Source organism: Alkalicoccus saliphilus, from assembly GCF_003044065.1.
Taxonomy (GTDB): domain Bacteria; phylum Bacillota; class Bacilli; order Bacillales; family Salisediminibacteriaceae; genus Alkalicoccus; species Alkalicoccus saliphilus.
Genome location: NZ_PZJJ01000017.1, coordinates 25,251 through 47,536, shown reverse-complemented (window position 1 = coordinate 47,536; position 22,286 = coordinate 25,251). Strand labels below are relative to the sequence as shown.

Here is a 22,286-nt window from a genome sequence, read left to right as displayed (position 1 = left end):
GATGAGTTTTAATATGTCCAGGAGGCAGTATGCTGATATGTTCGGGCCGACGACCGGAGATGCTGTCCGCCTTGCTGATACGGACCTGTTTATTGAAATAGAAAAAGATTATGCCGTATACGGAGACGAAGTGAAGTTTGGGGGCGGAAAAGTCATTCGGGACGGCATGGGGCAGCATCCGCTCGCTCTGCGGGAGGAAAGCGTCGACCTCGTCCTTACAAATGCCATTATTGTGGACTACACCGGTATTTACAAAGCAGATATCGGCGTAAAAGACGGTTGGATAAAAACTATCGGAAAGGCCGGAAATCCACTGCTGATGGATGATGTGGATATTGTCATCGGAGCTTCCACGGAAGTTATCGCCGCAGAAGGAAAAATAGTTACTGCCGGTGGGATGGATGCACATATTCATTTTATCAGCCCGCAGCAGATTGAAACGGCACTTTCATCCGGAGTGACTACAATGGTGGGCGGGGGGACAGGACCCGCAACCGGTACCAATGCAACGACTTGCACACCGGGGAAATGGAACATTCATCGTATGCTGGAAGCGGCGGAAGAGTTTCCTATGAATCTCGGTTTTCTCGGAAAAGGCAACAGTTCAGGAAAAGAGGCACTGGCTGAGCAGATAGAAGCAGGGGCAGTTGGGCTGAAGCTTCACGAAGACTGGGGAACGACCGCAGCGGCTATCGATGCGTGTCTGAGTACGGCAGATGACTATGACGTGCAGGTAGCAATACATACAGACACGCTGAATGAAGGTGGTTTTGTGGAAGATACACTTGCAGCTATCGATGGACGTGTTATTCATACGTATCACACGGAGGGGGCTGGAGGAGGTCACGCACCGGATATCATTAAGGCGGCTGGAGAACCGAACATTCTTCCTTCTTCGACTAACCCGACGAGACCTTTCACCGTTAATACGCTGGAGGAGCATATGGATATGCTGATGGTGTGCCACCATCTCGATCCGAGTGTGCCGGAGGATATCGCCTTCGCCGATTCCCGTATCCGAAAAGAAACGATTGCTGCAGAAGACATTCTTCACGACATGGGCGTTTTCAGTATTATTTCTTCCGATTCCCAGGCGATGGGCCGTGTAGGAGAAGTGATCAGCCGTACGTGGCAGACAGCGGATAAAATGAAAAAACAGTTTGGAAACATGGCGGGGGATGAAGGACCTGGAGACAATAACCGGGTCAAGCGCTACGTCGCCAAATATACAATTAATCCTGCGATTGTTCACGGAATGTCTGAAGAGGTCGGTTCGATTGAAGAAGGCAAGTTTGCAGATCTCGTTGTTTGGGACCCCGCTTTTTTTGGTGTGAAGCCGGAACTTATTTTAAAGGGGGGAATGATTGCCCACAGTGTGATGGGGGATCCAAATGCAAGCATTCCTACTCCGCAGCCGGTGCTGTACCGGCCGATGTTTGCCTCTTTTGGAAAAGCGAAACATCAGACGTCGATTACGTTTGTTTCCAAAGCCGGCGAAAAAGCCGGCGTGAAGGAGGAATTAGGTCTTCAGAAAATAGTGAAACCTGTAAAAAACACACGGGATCTTACGAAAGCTTCGATGAAATTAAATGGAGAGACACCTGTTATTGAAGTCGATCCCCAGACATATGAAGTAAAGGTCGACGGAAACATCATCATCTGTGACCCGGTGGAAGAAGTTCCGATGGGCCAGCGATATTTTTTATTTTGAGGTGAAAGTATATGATAATTGAAAAAGTAGTGGGAAATACGGCAACAGCAGCAGAGCATGCCCCGCATGTAGAACGTGTTTATATGGAAAGCGACGAGCTGGTGAAAAGAATCCAGCGTGTGACGACGGATCATGGAAAAGAAATCGGTATCCGGCTTCAGGAAAACAAAGAGCTGGCAGATGGAGATATTTTGTTTCAGGATGAGAAAAATATGATTGTTGTAGCCGTGAAAAAAGATGATCTGCTGACAATTCAGCCGGTGTCGATCCAACAGATGGGGGATATCGCTCATCAGCTTGGAAACCGGCATCTGCCGGCCCAGTTTGAGGGGGAAGAGATGCTCGTTCAATACGACTATCTTGTAGAAAAACTGCTTAAAGAGCTGGGTATACCTTATAAAAGAGAAAAGCGGAAGGTAAGAAAAGCTTTCCGCCATATCGGACATTCCCATGACTGACCGGCTGCTGCCGCTTCTGCAGTTCAGCGATTCCAATTTTCCTTCCGGCGCTTTTTCCCACTCTTTTGGATTGGAAACATACATTCAGGAAGAAGTAATTAAAGACAAACAGACATTTTCCGAAGCTTTGTTTATTTATTTGGAAAAACAGCTTGTTTATGTAGACGGGCTCGCCTGCCGGCTGGCGTGGGAAACGCTCGAAGCAGAAAACGAAACAGGTTTTTTTCAACTGGACGAAGTACTTTTTGCGTCGTGCCTCTCCAAAGAAACAAGGCTCGGCAACCAGCGGATCGGCGAGCGGATGGCAAGGCTCTGCTATGACCTTTATCCTTCTTTTATTCTTGAAAAATACATTAAAGAAATGAAAGCTAAAAGATACTACGGCCACTCTGCTCTCGTATTTGCTGCTGTAGCATTTCATCTAGGCATAGATAAACAAACAGCAGTGAAGACGTATTTATTTTCAACACTCAATTCCCTTGTTCAAAATGCTGTCCGGGGAATTCCTCTCGGCCAGACGGACGGGCAGAAGCTGCTCGTCGAAATCCAGACGGAAATTGAGAAAAGTACAGACGAAATTATGAAACTCTCAGAGGAGGACCTGGCTGCAGTAAGCCCCGGCCTGGAAGTAGCGCAGATGCAGCATGAACGGCTGCATGTACGAATTTTTATGTCTTAAAAAACAGGCTCTGTAAAGCCTGAAAACAAAACAGAAAGCAGGCGGTAGAATGAGTACAGTTCGAATTGGAGTCGGAGGACCAGTAGGAGCAGGAAAAACAATGCTTGTAGAGAAACTGACACGTGCACTGCACGAGGAACTGAGTATGGCAGTAGTAACGAATGATATATATACAAAAGAAGATGCCCAGTTTTTGATGAAAAACGGCGTACTGCCGGAGGATCGTGTGGTCGGTGTAGAAACAGGCGGCTGTCCTCATACAGCTATCCGGGAAGATGCGTCCATGAATTTTGCGGCCATTGAAGAACTTCACGACCGTCATGATAATCTCGATTTGATTTTTGTCGAAAGCGGCGGAGATAATCTCGCAGCTACTTTCAGTCCGGAACTGGTTGACTTTTCTATTTATATAATCGATGTTGCACAAGGAGAAAAAATTCCGAGAAAGGGCGGCCAGGGTATGATTAAGTCTGACCTGTTCGTTATTAACAAAACGGATCTTGCTCCTTACGTCGGCGCCAGTCTGGAAGTAATGGAAAGCGATACGAAAAATGCCCGGGGTAACAAACCGTTTGTTTTCACAAATCTGAAAGATAATGAAGGAGTGGAGGAAGTCGTTAAATGGCTTAAGGAGCAGGCGCTTCTCAGTGGACTCGAGACATGAACCTGACAGGAGCGATGGAGCTGAAAGCAGAAAAAAAAGCAGAAAGAACGATTCTCTCCCACTGTTACTATGAAGGGGCATTAAAGCTGACCCGTCCTGTTTATCTTGATGAACATGCTCCTTCTGTTTACATGATTCATGTGGGAGGAGGCTACGTGGATGGAGACGTTTATACGACAAAGATCCATGCAGCGGAAGAAGCGGAGGTTTCCGTCACTACCCAGTCCCACACAAAAGTTTACAAAACACCGAAAGAGCCGGTAGTCCAGAAAACTTCTATACATATGGAGGAGAACAGTCTCGTCGAATACATGCCGGATCCACTGATCGCTTATGAAAAAGCGCGGTTTGTGCAGGAGACGGATGTCTATATGGAAGAAGGAGCCCGGCTGATTTACAGTGATATGATGACTCCAGGGTGGGCTGAGGATGGGAGAGCGTTCAGCTACGATTGGATACGCTCCCGGCTGAAAATCTATCGAAACGGGAGGCTTGTCGTTTTTGACCACCTTTTTCTGGAACCGGATGAAAGCATCAGCGGCTTAATGCAGATGGAGGGCTATTCCCACGCAGGGATGCTGATGGTAATCCATGAGAAGGTGGATGAAGCATTCATCGAAAGCGTATGTGATCTGCTGGAGAAAATGAATCTTGAAGCACGCTTTGGAATATCGGAACTTCCGGTAAAAGGATTTATGCTGCGAATCCTCGCTCAAAATACAAAAACTCTCGAAGAACTGATCTATAAAGCACATGATGAAATTAGAAGCCGTCTTCTTCAAAAAGACATCATCCGCTGGAGAAAATATTAACCGAACATACAGCTTCCACCCTCTCTTCCCCGTGTGTTAAGAAAAGCTTTATTATGGGTAAAGACTGGTAAGTGATACTACGGTCGCCATTAAAGAAAGGGGGAAATACAATGTCTATTCACATGAATGTATTTTTAAAGAATGAAAATGCAGCTGAATCATTGAAATCAAGCCTTTTAAAGTATCATGTTACCGATGTTTACCTCGAAGAAATGGGGGAGGAGGCAGAGCCTGGTACAGAGATTATCCCTACCGGTTATATCGGAGGTACATCCGGGAATCCCCCGATGTTCAGCAGCTTTAAAAAACTCCGGCGGGAAAAGGGATCGGGCCACAGAGATTATCCAAACTACCTGCTTTCCTTTCATACGACTGAAGAGTACAAGCAGAAAGTGCTGGAAGAAATAAAAAAAGCAGACGGTTATATTGATAAAAAAGCTGTGGAATAATTTTTTGATCTGTAAAAACGCTGTACGACTGCATAATAAAAGCTTCAGGACGCTGGCTGTTCTGAAGCTTTTTGCTGTTTTTCGGAATAAAGAAAGGTGGAAAAATCTCGTGTGAACAGAAGCAGAACGAATTTTAGTTTCATGAAACCAAAAATGAAAAACAAGATTTTCGGGAAAAGTTGTTGAAACCGCATACAAATGTGCTATATTTAATATATAGTGAGACCGGTTTCATGAAGGAGGGAGGGATCACATGGCAACAATATCTGATGTTGTAAAGCGTTCCGGTATTTCCAAAGCAACAGTTTCCAGAGTTATTAATAATCATCCGCACGTATCAAAGGAAAAACGGGAAAAAGTTCTTGCAGCAATGAAAGAACTCTCCTACACGCCGAATCCAACCGCCCGGAGAATGCGCGGTCAGCTTAATACGACTGTAGGTCTCGTCGTTCATCGTGTCGTAAATCCTTACTTCTCCTATTTAATGGATGCGATTGAACGAAAGGCTGCCGAGCACAATATACGGGTGATTTTCTTTCAAAGTAAAGAAGACAAACAGAAAGAATTTGAATTTCTCGATCTTTTAAAGCAGAAACAGGTTGATGGCATGATTTTAACGACGGTAGCAAACAGCGTGGAAGATATCCGGCCGTACCTGGAATACGGGCCGATCGTTTTTTGTAACGAGTACCTGCGCATCGATGATGTGCCGATCGTCCGTATCAGCGAAGAAGATGCTGCGTTTACCGGTGTGACGCATCTTCTGGAGGAAGGATACAGAAATATTGCGTACTGTACCGGCGGATTATTTGCAGATGAAGGAAAAGACAGAGACAGAAACACCGGCTTCCGGAAAGCAATGGAGGCAAAACAGCTGTCGATCAACCCGGAGTGGGTATTTATTGATCAGCATAGTATAGAAGACGGGCGGACCGTCATGAAAAAAATAACGGAGATGGACAACAAACCGGATGCTATTTTTACGGGAAGTGATGAAGTAGCAGCGGGAATGACGATTGCCGCAAGAGAATACGGAGTAAAAATACCGGAGGACCTTGCAGTACTCGGGTTTGACGACCAGCCGCTCTGTCTGCTTACGTCGCCGCAGCTCTCCACTATCCACCAGCCGATTGAAGAAATGGGAAGCCTGGCAGCGGAGCTGATCATTAAACTTTTTAAAGGTGAAAAGCTGGAGCAGCTGGAGTACGAACTTCCTATAAAACTCGTAAAAAGAGAATCCACATAAAATTCAAAAAAAGTGTTGAAACCGGTTCCAATATGTTCTATACTTTTCTTAAGTTAAATCAAACATATTTTTTTGAAATGATTTGAAACCGATTTCAAAACAATAAGGGGGAAATTAAATTGAAGAAAACTAAAATGACAATGATGACATTAATGGCAGGTGCAGCTTCTCTTGGACTTCTTGCAGCATGTGGAGGAGACGGAAACAATGGCGGCAATGGAGAAGGCTCCGGCGACGGAGAACAGATAACAATCGATATTTTTCAGGGGAAAGTAGAATTCCGCGATCAGTTTCTTGAAATGGCAGCACAGTATGAAGAAGAAAACCCGAACGTACAGATTGAATTCGGGGCGGTCGGAGGAGGATCTGACTACTTCACTTCCCTTCGTTCCCGCTTTTCTTCCGGGGATGAGCCGGACGTGTTCAGTCTGGCAGGTCCTTCCGAACTGTCTGACTACCAGGACTATGCAGAGGACGTAACTGACCTTGCAGCAACCGATACGGCGCTTGAAGGAACACTGGACGGCATTACGGTGGACGACACTGTTTACGGTATTCCTTTTAACCAGGAAGGCTACGGCTTCATTTACAATAAGCAGGTGTTTGAAGAAGCAGGAATCAACCCGGATGAAATTCTTTCCTATGAAGACCTCGAGGAAGCTGTTCAGACACTGGATTCCCAGAAGGAAGAGCTTGGAATCGAAGGAGTATTTGCACTGCCGGGATCAGAAGCCTGGGTAATGGGGAACCACCTGGCAAACGTGTACCTTGCACCGGAGTTTAACAACGATGTGATGGAAGCTTACGAAAGCGACACAGTACAGTTTGAGCGTGGAGATGAAATGCAGCGCATGCTTGATCTTCAGAACGAATATTCTATTCAGCCGGTCCTCAACATGGACTATTCCCAGCAGGTGGAGCAGTATTTCTCTCTTGGAGATGCAGCAATGATCCAGCAGGGAGACTGGATTCACCCGACGCTTGAGCAGATGGATCCTGAATTTGCAGAAGAAAACGTAGGCATCCTTCCTATTCCACTGGAAGGCGAAGAAGGAAAAGTGCCGGTAGGCGTTCCGAACTACTGGGTGATCAACAGCCAGACTGATCAGGAAGTAATTGATGCTGCCAAAGATTTCTTTGACTGGATGTATGCATCTGAGGAAGGGATCGAAGTGGTACAGGAACAGCTGAACTTTATCCCGGCGCATGAAAACTTTGAACCGGAAAATATCAATTCTCCACTTTCCCGTGATATTTACGAATACTCACTGGAAGAAAACACAATCGGATGGATTTTCCTCGGCTACCCTACAGCATGGGGCGATGATTTTGGTGCCCATGTTCAGGAGTACCTTGCCGGTGAAAGAGACTGGGAAGATGTACTGGAAGCTGGAACCCAGGAGTGGGAGAGCAGTCGATAAAAAAAGCATGAAAGGATGTATGGAGAGAGACTCTGATACATCCTTTCTTCTTCTCAAAATAAATTCTTAGCGAAGTTGGGAGGCTTACTGATGAGAAACAAAGACTTAACCTTCTGGCTTTTCCTTGCCCCGGTAATTCTTGCGCTGGGAGCGGTAGTTGTTATTCCGCTTCTCGCCGGTTTTTTCTACTCTTTTACCGACTGGAACGGCCTGACCTTTAATAATTTTCTTGGACTGGAGCATTACCTGCGGCTTCTCGACGATGGACGCTTTCTCAGTTCGCTCTGGTTTACAATTCAGTTTTCTGTTGTAACAGTCGTTCTTTTGAATGTGTTCGGACTTGGCCTGGCACTTCTCGTAACGCAGAAGCTGAAGTCGAGTAACCTGCTGCGTACAATCTTTTTCATGCCGAACCTGATCGGTGGTCTGATTCTTGGTTTTATCTGGCAGTTTATTTTCATCGGTGTATTTTCCGATCTCGGCGATCTTCTAGGTATTGCCGGACTGGACGGATGGCTGACAACTGGGACAACCGGTTTCTGGGGCCTTGTCATTCTGACAACCTGGCAGCTGGCCGGTTACATTATGATTATTTATATTGCATACTTACAGAGCATTCCTGAGGAGCTTCTGGAAGCAGCGAAAGTGGATGGAGCCAGTCCTTTCCAGCGTTTTCGTAACGTAACATTTCCGCTTGTAGCGCCTGCTTTTACAATCAGCATGTTCCTGACACTGTCTACATCGTTTAAAATTTATGACCAGAACCTGGCACTGACAGACGGCGGTCCATTCAACTCCACAGAGATGGTTGCTATGAACATTGTTTATACAGCCTTCAGCAGTAACGAAATGGCTTACGGTCAGGCAAAGGCTATTATTTTCTTCGTATTTGTAGCTATTATCGCGGTGTCCCAGGTTTACTACAATAAGAAAAAGGAGGTCGAGATGTAATGGAGCAGAAAAGAAAAAAGAAGCTGCCGGTGCTGGAAATACTCGGTATTCTCCTGGCGCTCGTCTGGGTTTCTCCTTTTTACTTAATGGTAGTCAACGCTTTTAAAACAAACCGTGAAATGTTTGAAGATGTTCTCGGCCTTCCAAGTGAAGCAACAGTGGATAACTTTGTGCAGGCCTATATCGATCTGAACTTCTTAAATGCTCTTTTTAATTCCACACTGATTACAACAGTAAGTATTATCATTATTATCATCTTTTCTTCGATGGCGGGCTACGCCCTCGCAAGAAATAAAAGTAAAACGAGTAATGCAATTCTTCTAGTATTTGTCGCTGCCATGCTGATTCCATTCCAGGCAGTTATGATCACGCTGACGTCCTTTTTCGGATCGATGAACCTGCTCAACAGCGGCGGTCTTATCTTTATGTATCTTGGATTTGGGTCCAGTCTGGCGATCTTCCTTTATCACGGAGCCATGAAAAGCGTTCCGCTGACATTGGATGAAGCAGCGAAAATCGATGGCGCGAATAAATTCCAGACGTTCTGGTATATTATTTTCCCGCTCTTGAAGCCGATTTCCGTCACAGTAGCTATTTTGAATGTTATCTGGATCTGGAATGACTTCCTCCTTCCGTCCCTCGTACTGAGCAGTTCGGAAGCAACAATTCCTCTCCGCATGTTCTCCTTTTTCGGGGAATACACGAGACAGTGGCATCTGGCTCTTGCAGGTCTGACGATTGCGATCATTCCTGTTATAATCTTTTACTTCTTTGCGCAGAAGCAGATCATTAAAGGCGTGTCGGAAGGCGCAGTAAAATAATAAAGAAATGAGGTGGCGGCAGTGAACGGATTTCATAATTTTTTTGACTGGACAGCGAAATTTGCTGTACTAAATGTGATGTGGCTGATCGTAAGCATACCGGTCCTTCTTCTCGGAGCGATGGTGCTGACCGGCAGTGCTTCCGGTCTGGAAATAGAGCTCTTTGCAGCTTCCGCACTGCTTCTGCCTCTTTTCTTTTTTCCGGCAACTGCTGCTTTATTCAGTTCGGTAAGGGATATGGTAATGGAAAAAGAACCGCGGAGTATGGCCAGGCAGTTTATTGTTCATCTGGCGAAAGGCTACCGGCAGAGCGTTTCAGGGGGGATAATTCTGACACTGATATGGCTCGTATGGGCGGTGGACTACTACTACTTCTACGGGGTGAACGTTCTGTTTCAATTTGTTTTCCTCGGTCTTGCTGTTCCGCTCATTCTTGTAACAATTTACTTTTTTATTCTACAGGCCCACTACGATGTGAAGCTGAAGGAGCTGTTTAAAAAAGCGTTTATCCTCACGTTTGGAAATATCCGGCTGTCGCTTATGATATTCGGAGCAAGCTTTTTGATTTTTTATGTGTCCGTGAACAGCCTCGTTTTTCTTCTTCTGTTTTTTAGTGGGTCAATTACTGCATTTCTTGTATTTTCATTCTTTTATAAATACTACACAAAAGTAAGCGCAGCCGGCGCTTCCCAGGGAGGGATAGGATGACAGAGACATGGTGGCAGAACTCGGTTGTTTATCAGGTTTATCCCAGAAGCTTTTACGATGGAAACGGAGACGGGATCGGTGATCTTGCGGGGATTATAGAAAAGCTGGATTATCTGGCCGGTCTCGGAATTGATGTTATCTGGATCAGCCCGGTGTATCAGTCGCCGATGGATGATAACGGGTATGATATTGCCGACTATGAAAATATTGCCGAAGAATTCGGTTCGATGGAAGAAATGAAACGGCTGATTCAAAAGGCAAAAGAAAAAGGCATTGAAATATTAATGGATCTTGTGATCAATCATTCTTCCGATGAACACACCTGGTTTATTGAATCCAAAAGCAGCAGGGATAACCCGAAGAGAGACTGGTACATATGGCGGGATTCAAAAAAAGATGGAACGCCTCCGAACAATCTGCGGGCGATTTTCGGCGGTTCATGCTGGACGTACGAAGAAAATACTAACCAGTACTACTTTCATTCCTTTTCAAAAAAACAGCCGGATTTGAACTGGGAAAATCCGGAGCTGCGGCAGGAACTGTATCGTATGGTGCGCTGGTGGCTCGAGCAGGGAATTGCGGGTTTCCGGGTGGATGCAATTACCTTCATCAAAAAACCGCAGACGTTTGAAGATGTTACTCCGGATGCCGACGACGGAACGGCCGTCGTAAAACCGAATAATCCGGGAATCGGAGAGTTTCTGCAGGAACTGAAAGAGGAAGCATTTGATGTATACGATGCCCTTACAGTGGCAGAGGCGCCAGGCGTGACAAAAGAGGAGCTTCCGGAGTTTATCGGTGAAAACGGCTATTTCAGCATGCTGATAGAATTCGACCACGTGGATCTCGATATTGATGATTCCGGCCGGTGGTACCGTACCAGGTCCTGGAACCTGGAGGACTTTAAAGATGCTGTCTGTGCAAGTCAGGAAATTGTGAATAAAACAGGATGGAGTGCTCTTTATCTTGAAAACCACGACCAGCCGCGCTCCCTGAACAAGTTTATCCCGGAAAAAGACCGTGGAATAACTTCTGCAAAGCTTCTGGCTTCGATTTATTTCCTGCTGCGGGGGACACCTTTTATTTATCAGGGACAGGAAATCGGGATGACCAACGTCCGCTACGATTCCATCAGTGAATACGATGATCTGTCTACTATCGACCAGTACGAATCCGCTCTCCGGGAAGGGATACCGGAAGAAGAAGCCTATGAACTTGTAACGAATAGAAGCCGGGACAATTCCCGTACGCCGATGCAGTGGAGCGGAGAAACACACGGAGGTTTTTCCTCTGCAGATCCATGGCTCAAAGCAAACGATAATTATACGCACATTAACGTAGAGAAATCGCTCGAGGACGCAGATTCGCTGCTTTATTACTATAAAAATCTCGTCGATCTTCGTAAAAACAGCGTGCACGCTCATCTGTTCGTTCACGGCACGTTTGAAAATGCGTCGGAAAACTACCCGAATATTTTTGCCTACAAACGCTGCCTTCCGGAAAAAGAAGTACTTGTGATCGGCAATTTTTCAGACCAGGCCGAAATTTACGATATGGAATGCAGTGCCGGAGAAAAAATCATCGGCAATTATGAAGGGATTAACCTGTCAGACGCCCGTCTGGAGCTGCGTCCATTCGAAACAGCAGTTATTGAGCTTGTATAACGAGAGAAGGCTGTCTCAAAAGATTCATGCACGAGTGGAGCCGGATCGAGATTTTAAAACCCTGTCAGATCGGGATTTATCTGACAGGGTTTTAGGCTGTAGGTAAAGTGTTCTTGCGTGTAGAGATAGAAGCTCCCCTGCGTTCGCCTCCCGGGACGCTTTCCGGGCGGGACGGGCTCAGCTAATTCCTTCCATCTATAGGCTGGAAGGAATGGATCTTCGCCTCGTCCTTGATCGCCCAGGAGTCGTCCCTGCGGCTGCTGCGGGGAAATCAGAAAAAAGTTTTCTGCGGGGAAAAATTTCTCTTTTAAAACCATGTTCTTCGATAAAGAGATGATTTTCCCTCCGAAACGACGGAGACGCCGATGGGAATAAGCGCAGTCAGACCACGGCACAGGACCAAACAGCTGAAGACCAGTTCCACGGCAGACTTGGTAAGAGAAGAAGCTTATACAACAACTGGAAGACATATTCTCTACTGATCATTTAATCAACAAACTGAAACCCTGTCAAATCGGGATTTATCTGACAGGGTTTAGTTTGTGCGAAGTCGTGCTTGATCCCTTATATTTCAGGTGGTGCTGTTGAATATCATTATTCTGCAGACCACGTACGTTCCCCCTGGAGCAAAGCGGTCTGAAGGGTGGGTTTCTATTTTTAGCACTCCCAAACTTATATAATATGATAATCTGGCAGAAGGAGGGGGGGGGAGCAGCTATGCGGATTAAAACGATCGTTTCTGCCGCAGTAGGAATTTTTCTTATTTTGTTTATTATTATGGACGTACCTTTTTCCGTAGGACACTTTGTTCTGGCAGGGCTGTTTGCGCTGCTTGCTTTCATGCCGGAAGAAGAAATTGGAAAGCATGTCCGCCGTGTCCGCTGGGTGTACGGACTGTTTGCCGCTTTTTGGCTTACACTCGGCCTGTTGAACGTACTTATATGAGCAGCCGCCTTGCCATGCATTAAAAAGCACTCGTTTCAGATGGAGCGGATGCTTTTTAGTATCAGTTCATAAATGCAGACTGACTCCTGTAAATCAGTGAATAACTATGAAAAAAAATTCTGAAAATATAGAATATTTTTATGGCTGGGAGTATAATTGAAGGTGAAAATACAAGTGGATATACATATGAAGAGCAGCCTTCATCCGAAGTATCTTAACGGAAAGGAGGAAAAGAAAACTACCCCACTGAAAAATTCTTTAAAGTAAGGAAGACGTCCATCGTCCTGAAACATTATGTTCTGCAGTAAAAAGAGGACGAAACCTGCTCAGGAATACGGTATCGAAATTCCGGGATAGGAGGTAGTGGACCATGGTGGAGAAACTAAATCATGCATTTGCGCTGGCCAGCGGGGAAGGGGAAAAGTATTGGTTCTTAGGATCCTTAATGGAAGTGAAAGCGAAGGGTGAAGAAACAGGAGGGGCTTTCAGTCTGCTCGAAGAAATTGACCCGCCTGATTTCGCCACCCCGATGCACATTCACCATAACGAAGACGAGTATTTTTATGTGCTGGAAGGGGAAGCCACGTTTATAATCGGCGAAAAAAACATCCAAGCCAAGCCGGGCACTTTTGTTTTTGCTCCGCGGGATATTGCTCATATGTATAAAATCGAAAATTCCAAGCCTGCCAAAATTATCACTATGCTCGTGCCGGCAGGACTGGAAAAGCTGTTTATTGACTGCAGTGTGCCGGCGGCCGGGTACAAACTGCCGCCGGATGATGTGGCAACCGATATGGAAAAGCTGCTCACTCTGGCGCTCGAGTACGGTGTTGAAGTATTGGAGGAGCCATGAAAAAAATAAAGTGAAATACATGAAAAGACCTCTGAGTTTTCAGAGGTCTTTTCTTATTGTTCCGGACGACCCAGTCCCATAGATGAGATGGATGTTTGTTAACTCCAGGCAGTTTAAGGCTTCTGCCCTTTTTTCAAAAAGTCCATCGCTGATTTGATTTCCTTCAAATAATCAGAGGCTTCTTCGTACTGATCCGTAACCACGCTCACGAATAAAATATCGATGAGATGAAGCTGGGCGAGCCGGGAGGAGGTTGCGCCGCTTCTGAAAGGAGCAGGCACTTCCCGGGTTGCCGAAATAAACAATGGGATGTCCGCAGTGTCGGCAATCGTAGAGCTGCCGTATCGGGTAAGACTGATCGTTGCAGCTCCGCGCGCTTTGGCAAGCTGAAGCATTTTCAAAGTTTCAAACGTTTCACCGGAAAAGGAGATGCCGAAAACGACGTCCTGTTCTCCGGCGTTAGCTACATACATAGCGGCATTATGGACATCATTGAAGGACGAGACCGCCTTGTTCATGCGGAGAAACTTCTGCCGGGCATCCTGCGCAATAATTCCGGAAGCCCCGACTCCGAAGAAGTGGATTTTTTCCGCCTTCTGCAGTTTTTCCACGGCCAGGGCGAGTGACTCATAATTAACAAGTTCTGCTGATTCCTGCAGCGCATGGACAGCGTTATTCGTCAGTTTATCAACGATCGCCTGCTGGGTTTCACCGGGTTCAATGTTGCTGTACTGAATTTCCGGAGATTTCTGAAGATCCCCGGATACACGCAGTTTCAAATCCGGGAGTCCTTTCAGACCGAGAGATTTGCAGAGCCGGATAACGGCTGCACTGCTCGTACGGCTTTCTTCCCCGAGCTGTGTGGCTGTCAGGCTGATGGCGTGATGCGGGCTGCTGATAATAAATTCTGCGACTTTTTTCTCGGAAGGAGGGAGCTTATGCTGGATTTCCTGCAGCATAGTCAGCCCGCCTGAGAAAGATTTGCTGCTTACTATAGTCCGCCGCCTCCTTTCGGGTGATTGTTCATCCTTTAATAGCACCTTCCGTCATTCCCTTCGAAATTCGGCGTTGGAAGATTGCATAAAGTATAATGATTGGGATAATAGCGATAGTTAAGCTGGCGAACAGCGTACCCCATGCATTCGTGTAGACGGCTTCCCGGCTGATAAAATCGACTGCAAGACCGAGTGTATAATTTTCCCGTGACTGAAGAAAAATGAGTGCCATAAAATATTCGTTCCAAAACTGAATAGCATTCATAATAGTAACGGTAATGATCCCTGACATGGAAAGCGGAGTAATGATCTTCCATAGAATACCATACGGGGACATGCCGTCGATGGATGCAGATTCTTCGAGTTCTTTCGGAATGGATCCCATAAAAGTAGTTAAAACGAAAATGCTGAACGGCAGCTGGGAAACAGCGTAAACGATGGAGAGTCCAAACAGATTATCAAGCATTCCAATACTCATTAAAAGGAAAAAGAGTGGAATCCAGCCGAGCACCATCGGTATCATCATCGCTGAAATGTACAGGTTGAATAATACTGTGCTCCCCCGGAAATTCAACCGTTCCAGAGCATAGGATGTCGGCACGGCAAGAACGAGGGCAAGAAGTGTACCGAGTACGGTAACAAACAGGCTGTTGAACACCCCGAGGTCGATATTATAGTTGTTCCATGCATCGAAAAAGTTCTGGAAATTAAATGATTCCGGCAGTCCCCACGGATTTGCATATATTTCGGCGTTTGTTTTAAACGCTCCGAGAATCATCCACGTGATAGGATATAATACAGCAATGGACCAGATAATTAAAGGAAGGCGTATGATGATGCGGGTCAGCAAATTACCTTTTGGCTCTTGTTCCACAGTAGTAACCTCCTAATAGCCGAAAGCATATGCGGCAGTTTTCGTAGCAAAGCATCAGTACTGCACCTTTTCCCTGCGCAGGAGCCGCTGCAGAAGAAAGACGGTGAGGAGGGAAAGGACGAGAATCATAACGCCGATTGTCGCACCGTAACCGAAGTTGTACTGCTCAAATGCCTGCTGGTACAAATAGGACCCCATCACATGAGTCGAGTTGTTTGGTCCGCCTCCTGTCATAATCTGCACGATAATAAAGGAGCCGTTCAGTGTTGTAATAACGATATACAGAACAGACACTTTTATCTGCGGCCACAAAAGGGGGACGGTAACCTTCCAGAACTGCTGCCATTCGCTCGCTCCATCGAGTTCGGCCGCTTCATAATAGCTTTTGGAAATTGTACCGATGCCTCCCATCAGCATCAGCATGAACAGGCCGATACCTGCCCAGATGGAGGGGAGGACGATCGCAGGTAGTGCCCATGTTTCGCTTCCAAGCCACGGCCGGGTCAAGTTTTCCAGCCCGACAGCTTCGAGGCCTGAGTTGATAAGACCGAGGCTCGGATTGTAAATAAACATCCAGAGAATCCCGATGACGACAACGGACATGATGTTTGGAAAAAAGAAAATGATCCGGTAAAAAGGAGCTTCTTTAATTTTCATCTGCATAATTGCGACAGCAAAATACATCGCAAGCGCCATGATGCCGATAACTTTCGTGACGACGAGGAAGTAATCATGCAGAATTGTTCTTGGAATAATGCTGTCGTTAAATAACCGGATATAGTTGCTGATACCGACAAATTCGCGGTCTGCTGCAGAGCCGGACCAGCTGAAGAAGGAAAAATACAGTCCGCTGAATAAAGGATACAATGTGAAAACAGCAAACAGTAAAAACGTCGGGACTAAGCAGAAAGCTAAAAATAAATACTTTTGTTTTTTGGTCTGTACCATCTGATCCCTTCTCTCCTGTCGCATTCAGCGTGAGTAAAATATGTAGTCATAAAAAAACTGTTTTCTTCTTAAGTTCTTTTATGACGCTGACAGAAACAATACTCTATGTTGAAGTGAACTATTGATGCCTCGTGAAAAACTTCGCTTTCGACCGTTTTCCCGTATAGGAACGCTTCTGGTGGGCTGCGCACTGCGGGATCTTTTAATCTCCGCGGCAGGTGTAAAGAGCCGCAGACATTGTCAAAAACAAGCCGGAGCTAAATAATAAAAGGGGAGCAGAAGCAAAGACGATACTTTGCCTCTGCATCCCCGGATACAGGGAGTTATTCTCCCCGGTATTCAGCAGTTGCTTCTTCTGCGTCTTCAATAAATTCATCCACTGTAATGTTACCGAGCATAAGAGCAGTCAGAGAATCGCCAAGAGGTGTTTCCAGGTCGGCACTCATCGGATGAGGGCGGTTGTAGATCTGCACCTGATCCGGATCGTTGATCATTTCATTAGCTTCGATCAGGTAGTCCGGAACGTTTTCATTTTCTGATAGATCAACGCCTTCCAGGTTCATAATCGCCCCGGTATGTTCAGAGAACAGGGTGGCGTATTCCTGGGTGAAAACAAATTCCACAAATGCTTTAGCTGCATCCGGATTATCCGCATTTTCTGCAATGGCCAGTGGACGGAGATCCGGTACAATCGCAAACGGTTCCCCTTCATCCTGCATCGGGGAAGGAATAAAGCCGAATTCAAAGTCTTCCGGGGTGTCATTTTCCATTTCGTTCGGCAGCCAGAAACCAACCGGGATAAATGCATTATCTCCAAGAAGGAAGTTCATCTGGGACTGGGTATGGTTATAGGCACCGAATCCTTCGTCAATGTAGCCGGCTTCCTGCATATCAGCTACCTTTTCCATCTGGGCAACCACTTCTTCCCGTTCCCAGACGCCTTCTTCACCAGTGACGATATCAGCAAGCAGTTCATCACCGCCGGCTGCACCGAATGCCGGAGTCAAAACACCGCGGAGGAAGTAATAAGGGTGCTGACCGGTTGTAACAAATGGGGCAATTCCTTCATTATCCTGAATCTCTCCCATGGTATCCATGTAGCTGTCAAAGTCTTCCGGAACGTCATATCCTTCAGCTTCAAACTGGGCGCTGTTGTACCATGTGCCCCACGTATCGAAAACGAGCGGCAGGCTGTGGATCTGTCCGTCGTAAGTGGCAGGATCAACAATAAAGCTTTCGGAAAGCTGCTCGCCGTCTGCTGTTTCCACGTCACTCAGCCAATCGGTCAGATCCATCAGCTGGCCGTCTTCCACCATCTGTGTTTCACTGGATCCGGCACCGTCGATATACACGACATCAGGCGGATCGTCGGATACCCAGCGGGAGCGCATTTCATCGTTGATGTTCGGCCCCGCCTGTTCTATGATCGTTACGTCAGGATATTCTTCCTGGAAGTCACTGATTACTTCTTTCCACCAGGAGTCCCCGTAACCGCCGACAAAGTACTGAATTTCCAGCTCTCCGGAAACTTCTCCATTTCCTTCGCCGGCACCGTTCCCCTCGGAATTACCTTCTGACGTATTATTTTCTGCACCAGCCGCGTTGTTGTCACCGTTGCTGTCAGCGCCTTCATTTTCCGCATCCCCGCCGCAGGCAGCAAGCGTACCGAGTGCAATCCCGGCAGTAATCCCTGCGGTCAGCATTTTCTTCCATGGCTTTTTCAACGTAAATCCCCCTTTGAAATAGTTGATTTTATATATGAAACGCCTGTATGAACAGACGGTTTCAACGTGTATCAGACCTCTTTTTTGGCTGAAGCGACAGCTTCTCCGACGAAGCCTTTTCCGGTTTCGATAGCCTGAAGGGCTGCTGGAAACGTAACACCCGCTTCATACATGACGATCGCAGGTTTAACCTGCCATTCGGCCCGGCGGAGGACTTCCTCTGCTTCAGCTGATGAAGCCTGTGTAATCTCTGAAACAATATATATAGCTCTTTGTTTCAGTTTATGATTGCTCGCATGGACGTCCACCATCAAATTTTCGTGCACTTTGCCGAGCTTAACCATTACTGTAGTGCTGAACATATTTAAAATCATTTTGTGAGCTGTCGCTGCCTTCATACGCGTGGATCCTGTTAGAACTTCCGGGCCGACAATAACTTCAATAGCACAGTCTGCCAGCGGACTGATAACAGAACCGGAGTTACAGGAAAGTGAAATAGTCGATGCCCGGACTTCCCGGGCGTACTTCAATGCCCCGATAGGGTAGGGGGTGCGGCCGCTTGCTGTAATTCCGACCACAACGTCTTTATTGGTCAGTTTTTTCGACTGGAGATCTTTTATCCCCTGCCCTTCATTATCCTCGGACCCTTCCACTGCTTCAGTGAAGGCCTCTGTCCCGCCGGCCATGATAGTCTGGACCATTTCCGGCGGAGTTAAAAAGGTAGGAGGACATTCCGAAGCATCAATTACGCCGACACGTCCACTTGTTCCGGCACCGGCATAAAACAGGCGGCCGCCCTGGTTCAGGGAGTCGAAGATCAGCTCTACGGCCTGCTCCACTTCGGGCAGTACATTTTCCACCGCAGAGGCGACTTTTTTATCTTCGTTGTTGATCAGGCGGAGAATATCAGGGACTGGCAGTTCACTTAAATTCATGCTCCCGGGATTTCTGCTCTCTGTAGTTAATCCGGACAGTTCTTTTTCCATCACGCATCACCTGGCTTTTTTATAGTCTGCATAAAGCTGCTGGGCTTTCAGAGCCGCTCCTTCTGCCGGTGTACCGGAAGAGGGTGTGAATTTTCCCAGCTTTTGATCTTTCAGGCCCTGCTGAAAATAAGTATGTACAATACGGGAATGAGTAATAATGGAGCCGGTTGTCGCAACCGGCGTTGCTTCAGTAAATTCGGAACTTCGTTTTTGAAGGCTTCTTATATGCAGCAGCAGTTCATCGGCAGCGGTCCGTAAAATTCGGAGCGCTGTTTTGTCCCCATTGTCCGCCGCCCGCATAACGAGTGGGGCGAAAGCGGCAATTTCTTTTTTGTCCGGTTTCTTTTCGTACATATAAGCAACCATTTCCCGCAGATTCTGCCAGCTCATTTTTTCAAGAATCATTTCGGAAAGTAACCCCTCTTCCTCCCGGTAATCGTAAGCCCTTGCTGCATGCTGCAAAGTCTGCAGGCCTATTTGATAACCGCTTCCTTCGTCACCGAGAAGATGGCCCCATCCGCCGCTCCGAAAAATGTCTCCTTCAGCAGTTCGGGCAATTGCATTGGATCCTGTCCCGGCTATGAGAAGCATTCCGGCCTGCTTGTCGGGAGGGAGGGCGCCGTGGAGAGCAGCGAAAAGATCCGATTCCACAAAAATAATTGAATTTTCCGAAAAAAGAAGCTGTAAAGCACCCTGCCGGATTTTCGCTTCCGCCCGGATACGATCGTCGGGACGCCCCACACCTGCAAGTCCGCAGCATACTGCCCGGATACGGGAGGGAGGGATCTGAAATTTCTCCATTCCCCGCTGGAGCAGCTCCACCAGCCGGTCCTGCATTTTTTCCCATCCGATTACGTGGGGGTTTGTTCCTTCGCCGGTAATCAGCAGGGGCGGTTTTCTGCCGACAGGCGGAGGAGCATCTGCTGGGTAAAACAGACAGGAAGTTTTTGTTCCGCCTCCGTCGATTCCAATGACATATTCCATTCATTTCCTCCATCGTTAAATATAAGTAAAGTATATGAATTTTGAATTATTATGTCAATATTAATTTAATATAATGTAATAAAATTTCAACAAGTGAAATATAGAACAGGAGTGGTACACGAAGAAATACATTATTGAGCTGGGCTGCTGAATTATAAGGCTGTCTTGAAAATATTTCAGCAGTTACAGGCCGTCGTCGTTTCCTCCGGCGGGCCGCAGAATTCATCACATATGAATCAAAAAAAACTGCCCCGGAACGCTGAAAGCAGTTCCCCGGGGCAGAAAAAACGTATGAGTTTAGTAAAGCAGGTAGTTCTGACGTTTTTCCTCAAAATCGGCCATCTCTTCGTCCCAGTCTGCCATTATTTCTTCAACGGACAATCCCTCTTCAATCTGGGAACGGACTTCTCCGTTTCCGATCAGCTGATCGAAAAAAGAAATACCCGATTCATTTTCTTCCCGGAATTCAAAGTCTTCCGGATAAAGATCGTGGATTTTTTTTACGAGATGAAGTCCCATTTCCACGCTGTTCAGAGATTCTGCATCGGTTACGTGAATCTGCACACCGTGGGAAAGCTCACCGGCATGTTTGGAGAAGCTTGGTGTAAAGGAAGCTGCACGGAACGTAACGCCATCGATGTCTTCAGCATTCAGTTCCCGGCTGAGCTCGGTACTGTTCATAAACGGAGCCCCGATAAATTCAAAAGGCTTTGTCGTACCCCGGCCTTCTGAAACGTTCGTTCCTTCAATCAGTGCCGCTCCTGGATAAACAAAAGCTGTATCGGTTGTCGGCATGTTTGGAGAAGGAGCCACCCACTCCAGCGGCAGGTCGTCGTACGTGAAGCTCCGGTTCCAGCGGTTCATTTCAACAACGGTCAAATCAGCATGAATATCGAATTCTTCGTTGAAGTAAAGAGCAAGTTCACCAACAGTCATTCCGTGCCGGAGAGGAATCGGGTAAAGTCCGACAAATGAACTGTACTTATCTTCAAGAACCGGTCCTTCCACGTCGAGTCCTCCTAATGGATTCGGACGGTCCAGTACGACAAATTCAATATCATTTTCTTCTGCGGCTTCCATCGCGTAGGCCATGGTGTAAATATAAGTATAGAAACGAGTGCCGACATCCTGAATATCAAACAAAAGCACATCCACACCTTCAAGCATCTCTGCCGTCGGCTGGCGTGTTTCACCGTAGAGGCTGTAAACTGGAAGGTCAGTCACTTCATCCGTATAAAAAGGCACCCAGTCTCCTGCCTGGGCATCCCCGCGCACGCCGTGTTCCGGACCGTACAAAGAAACGAGATTGACACGGTCGTCGTCATGAAGGAGATCAACAATGCTCGTCAGGCTGCGGTCTACACCGGTCGGATTCGTAATAAGCCCGACATTTTTTCCTTCAATAACGTCAAACTGATCCTCAAGAAGTACTTCGACCCCGAGCTGAAATTGTTTCTTATGTCCTTCCTTATTTCCCTGGCCCTGGGAACTTCCATTACCCTGCGCAAAAGCAAGGGTAAAGCTGGACAAAACCATAACTGCAGCCAGCAGTAAAGCAACATAGCGTTTTTTCATAAACGTAAAACCACCTTTCAAAAATTTTTTGCTGCTCCTCCTTTTCTAAGGGTATGTTTGTCCGGCAGAATCTGATTATACAATTTGTGATGCAGCAACTGATTTTTCTTCCCGCGGGCTTTATATATTTCTGTTTAGCTTTTACGTAATGTGTCTGAAAGGAGCCTTCCTGAAACAAAACAGTATCTGCCGGAACTTGCCTTAACTATAGAACCGGTGATTTAAAAATGAAATGAGCAGAAAATACATAATTTTCTTTTAATTACTCTTGTTCCCATACTTTGTTCCTGGTAATATTTTCTTTTTAGTGGACGAAAAATGCAGCATAAAAATTTTCATAATGGGAGCAGAAAAAAGAAAACAGGGCGTCTGAATCATAAATAAGAATGTCAGTTGAAGCAGGTCATGTTATGCTGTATACAACCTTTGCAGCAAAGAAAATATTTGTAGAATCGTTTTTATACATTCCTCCGTCGTCCGCTTTCGTTTCCACGGAGAGGCTTTCCGAGCGGGCCGGCCTCAGCTAATTCCACCCTCCTGTAGTCGGTTGGAATGGATCTTCGGCTCGGCCTTCATCGCTCTGGAGTCCCTCCATGTCTCCTCCAGCCTCCGGTCAAAAGACCACGTCTTTTTATTTATTGAAGTAAAAACAGGGAATGTAAAACGAACGATAGAGAAGACTGTTTTCACCTATGATGGTGCAATAATCTACATGAATGGCTCTGTTAAAGCTCCTCCAAGGCAGGCCGGTCAGCGAAGTTTTCCTCCAGCCGTTAACAGTGAACTTTAAAATAGCTACCATTAAAGGTGTGTTTCAA

21 protein-coding genes are annotated in these 22,286 nt (G+C 46.5%); 14 read left to right on the top strand and 7 right to left on the bottom strand.

Annotated elements, in window-relative coordinates; all coding sequences use genetic code 11:
• Position 1 precedes the first annotated feature (1 nt).
• The 14 genes from ureC (at position 2) to C6Y45_RS10800 (ending at position 13,382) form a co-directional block, all read left to right on the top strand.
• Complete coding sequence (gene ureC, locus C6Y45_RS10870; protein ID WP_107585242.1) at positions 2–1,711, top strand: urease subunit alpha; 1,710 nt, start codon at positions 2–4, stop codon at positions 1,709–1,711.
• Positions 1,712–1,722: 11 nt separating this feature from the next.
• Entirely contained in the window at positions 1,723–2,169 is a 447-nt protein-coding gene (gene ureE, locus C6Y45_RS10865; protein WP_107585241.1) for an urease accessory protein UreE, read from the top strand.
• Positions 2,162–2,848 carry an urease accessory protein UreF gene (locus C6Y45_RS10860; RefSeq protein WP_107585240.1) on the top strand — a complete coding sequence of 229 codons (687 nt, stop codon included), beginning with the start codon at positions 2,162–2,164 and terminating at the stop codon, positions 2,846–2,848. Before ureE ends, C6Y45_RS10860 begins: the two co-directional genes overlap by 8 nt.
• A 49-nt stretch (positions 2,849–2,897) precedes the next feature.
• Positions 2,898–3,512 (top strand): urease accessory protein UreG, encoded by a 615-nt coding sequence (gene ureG, locus C6Y45_RS10855; protein WP_107585239.1) that lies wholly within the window; start codon positions 2,898–2,900, stop codon positions 3,510–3,512.
• Entirely contained in the window at positions 3,509–4,324 is an 816-nt protein-coding gene (locus tag C6Y45_RS10850) for an urease accessory protein UreD (RefSeq protein ID WP_107585238.1), read from the top strand. Before ureG ends, C6Y45_RS10850 begins: the two co-directional genes overlap by 4 nt.
• Before the next feature lie 110 nt (positions 4,325–4,434).
• Positions 4,435–4,773 carry a hypothetical protein gene (locus tag C6Y45_RS10845; RefSeq protein ID WP_107585237.1) on the top strand — a complete coding sequence of 113 codons (339 nt, stop codon included), beginning with the start codon at positions 4,435–4,437 and terminating at the stop codon, positions 4,771–4,773.
• Positions 4,774–5,026: 253 nt separating this feature from the next.
• Positions 5,027–6,019, top strand: coding sequence for a LacI family DNA-binding transcriptional regulator (locus C6Y45_RS10840; protein WP_107585236.1), 993 nt, complete (start codon positions 5,027–5,029; stop codon positions 6,017–6,019).
• 119 nt (positions 6,020–6,138) lie between these two features.
• Positions 6,139–7,440, top strand: coding sequence for an ABC transporter substrate-binding protein (locus C6Y45_RS10835; protein ID WP_245922643.1), 1,302 nt, complete (start codon positions 6,139–6,141; stop codon positions 7,438–7,440).
• A gap of 90 nt (positions 7,441–7,530) precedes the next feature.
• Positions 7,531–8,391 (top strand): carbohydrate ABC transporter permease, encoded by an 861-nt coding sequence (locus C6Y45_RS10830; protein ID WP_107585235.1) that lies wholly within the window; start codon positions 7,531–7,533, stop codon positions 8,389–8,391.
• Entirely contained in the window at positions 8,391–9,212 is an 822-nt protein-coding gene (locus tag C6Y45_RS10825) for a carbohydrate ABC transporter permease (RefSeq protein WP_107585234.1), read from the top strand. Before C6Y45_RS10830 ends, C6Y45_RS10825 begins: the two co-directional genes overlap by 1 nt.
• A gap of 21 nt (positions 9,213–9,233) precedes the next feature.
• Positions 9,234–9,920 (top strand): YesL family protein, encoded by a 687-nt coding sequence (locus C6Y45_RS10820; RefSeq protein WP_107585233.1) that lies wholly within the window; start codon positions 9,234–9,236, stop codon positions 9,918–9,920.
• On the top strand, positions 9,917–11,584 hold the full coding sequence (locus C6Y45_RS10815; protein ID WP_107585232.1) for a glycoside hydrolase family 13 protein: 1,668 nt from the start codon (positions 9,917–9,919) through the stop codon (positions 11,582–11,584). Before C6Y45_RS10820 ends, C6Y45_RS10815 begins: the two co-directional genes overlap by 4 nt.
• Before the next feature lie 717 nt (positions 11,585–12,301).
• Positions 12,302–12,529: a hypothetical protein gene (locus C6Y45_RS10805; protein ID WP_107585230.1), complete on the top strand. Its 228-nt coding sequence runs from the start codon at positions 12,302–12,304 to the stop codon at positions 12,527–12,529.
• A gap of 370 nt (positions 12,530–12,899) precedes the next feature.
• On the top strand, positions 12,900–13,382 hold the full coding sequence (locus tag C6Y45_RS10800; RefSeq protein ID WP_107585229.1) for a quercetin 2,3-dioxygenase: 483 nt from the start codon (positions 12,900–12,902) through the stop codon (positions 13,380–13,382).
• Positions 13,383–13,495: 113 nt separating this feature from the next.
• Here C6Y45_RS10800 and C6Y45_RS10795 read toward each other — a convergent pair whose 3' ends face one another.
• The 7 genes from C6Y45_RS10795 to C6Y45_RS10765 form a co-directional block, all read right to left on the bottom strand.
• The gene (locus C6Y45_RS10795; RefSeq protein WP_107585228.1) at positions 13,496–14,341 is read right to left on the bottom strand and encodes a MurR/RpiR family transcriptional regulator; all 846 of its coding nucleotides are present in this window, start codon (positions 14,339–14,341) and stop codon (positions 13,496–13,498) included.
• Positions 14,342–14,405: 64 nt separating this feature from the next.
• Complete coding sequence (locus tag C6Y45_RS10790) at positions 14,406–15,251, bottom strand: carbohydrate ABC transporter permease (protein WP_107585227.1); 846 nt, start codon at positions 15,249–15,251, stop codon at positions 14,406–14,408.
• A gap of 54 nt (positions 15,252–15,305) precedes the next feature.
• Positions 15,306–16,199, bottom strand: coding sequence for a carbohydrate ABC transporter permease (locus tag C6Y45_RS10785; protein ID WP_107585226.1), 894 nt, complete (start codon positions 16,197–16,199; stop codon positions 15,306–15,308).
• 323 nt (positions 16,200–16,522) lie between these two features.
• Positions 16,523–17,923, bottom strand: coding sequence for an ABC transporter substrate-binding protein (locus C6Y45_RS10780; RefSeq protein ID WP_425427865.1), 1,401 nt, complete (start codon positions 17,921–17,923; stop codon positions 16,523–16,525).
• A gap of 71 nt (positions 17,924–17,994) precedes the next feature.
• A complete protein-coding gene (murQ, locus tag C6Y45_RS10775; RefSeq protein WP_107585225.1) occupies positions 17,995–18,909 on the bottom strand; it encodes an N-acetylmuramic acid 6-phosphate etherase in 915 nt (304 codons plus the stop codon).
• A gap of 6 nt (positions 18,910–18,915) precedes the next feature.
• Entirely contained in the window at positions 18,916–19,893 is a 978-nt protein-coding gene (locus tag C6Y45_RS10770; protein WP_107585224.1) for an N-acetylglucosamine kinase, read from the bottom strand.
• A gap of 297 nt (positions 19,894–20,190) precedes the next feature.
• Positions 20,191–21,468, bottom strand: a complete 1,278-nt coding sequence (locus tag C6Y45_RS10765; protein ID WP_107585269.1) for a DUF1343 domain-containing protein — start codon at positions 21,466–21,468, stop codon at positions 20,191–20,193.
• Between the last annotated feature and the right edge of the window lie 818 nt (positions 21,469–22,286).

Excerpts from the sequence above, each read along its gene's own strand:
- ureC (WP_107585242.1), top strand. The coding sequence starts at position 2 with ATGAGTTTTAATATGTCCAGGAGGCAGTATGCTGATATGTTCGGGCCG.
- ureE (WP_107585241.1), top strand. The coding sequence starts at position 1,723 with ATGATAATTGAAAAAGTAGTGGGAAATACGGCAACAGCAGCAGAGCAT.
- C6Y45_RS10860 (WP_107585240.1), top strand. The coding sequence starts at position 2,162 with ATGACTGACCGGCTGCTGCCGCTTCTGCAGTTCAGCGATTCCAATTTT.
- ureG (WP_107585239.1), top strand. The coding sequence starts at position 2,898 with ATGAGTACAGTTCGAATTGGAGTCGGAGGACCAGTAGGAGCAGGAAAA.
- C6Y45_RS10850 (WP_107585238.1), top strand. The coding sequence starts at position 3,509 with ATGAACCTGACAGGAGCGATGGAGCTGAAAGCAGAAAAAAAAGCAGAA.
- C6Y45_RS10845 (WP_107585237.1), top strand. The coding sequence starts at position 4,435 with ATGTCTATTCACATGAATGTATTTTTAAAGAATGAAAATGCAGCTGAA.
- C6Y45_RS10840 (WP_107585236.1), top strand. The coding sequence starts at position 5,027 with ATGGCAACAATATCTGATGTTGTAAAGCGTTCCGGTATTTCCAAAGCA.
- C6Y45_RS10830 (WP_107585235.1), top strand. The coding sequence starts at position 7,531 with ATGAGAAACAAAGACTTAACCTTCTGGCTTTTCCTTGCCCCGGTAATT.
- C6Y45_RS10825 (WP_107585234.1), top strand. The coding sequence starts at position 8,391 with ATGGAGCAGAAAAGAAAAAAGAAGCTGCCGGTGCTGGAAATACTCGGT.
- C6Y45_RS10815 (WP_107585232.1), top strand. The coding sequence starts at position 9,917 with ATGACAGAGACATGGTGGCAGAACTCGGTTGTTTATCAGGTTTATCCC.
- C6Y45_RS10805 (WP_107585230.1), top strand. The coding sequence starts at position 12,302 with ATGCGGATTAAAACGATCGTTTCTGCCGCAGTAGGAATTTTTCTTATT.
- C6Y45_RS10800 (WP_107585229.1), top strand. The coding sequence starts at position 12,900 with ATGGTGGAGAAACTAAATCATGCATTTGCGCTGGCCAGCGGGGAAGGG.
- C6Y45_RS10795 (WP_107585228.1), bottom strand. The coding sequence starts at position 14,341 with ATGCTGCAGGAAATCCAGCATAAGCTCCCTCCTTCCGAGAAAAAAGTC.
- C6Y45_RS10785 (WP_107585226.1), bottom strand. The coding sequence starts at position 16,199 with ATGGTACAGACCAAAAAACAAAAGTATTTATTTTTAGCTTTCTGCTTA.
- murQ (WP_107585225.1), bottom strand. The coding sequence starts at position 18,909 with ATGGAAAAAGAACTGTCCGGATTAACTACAGAGAGCAGAAATCCCGGG.
- C6Y45_RS10770 (WP_107585224.1), bottom strand. The coding sequence starts at position 19,893 with ATGGAATATGTCATTGGAATCGACGGAGGCGGAACAAAAACTTCCTGT.
- C6Y45_RS10765 (WP_107585269.1), bottom strand. The coding sequence starts at position 21,468 with ATGAAAAAACGCTATGTTGCTTTACTGCTGGCTGCAGTTATGGTTTTG.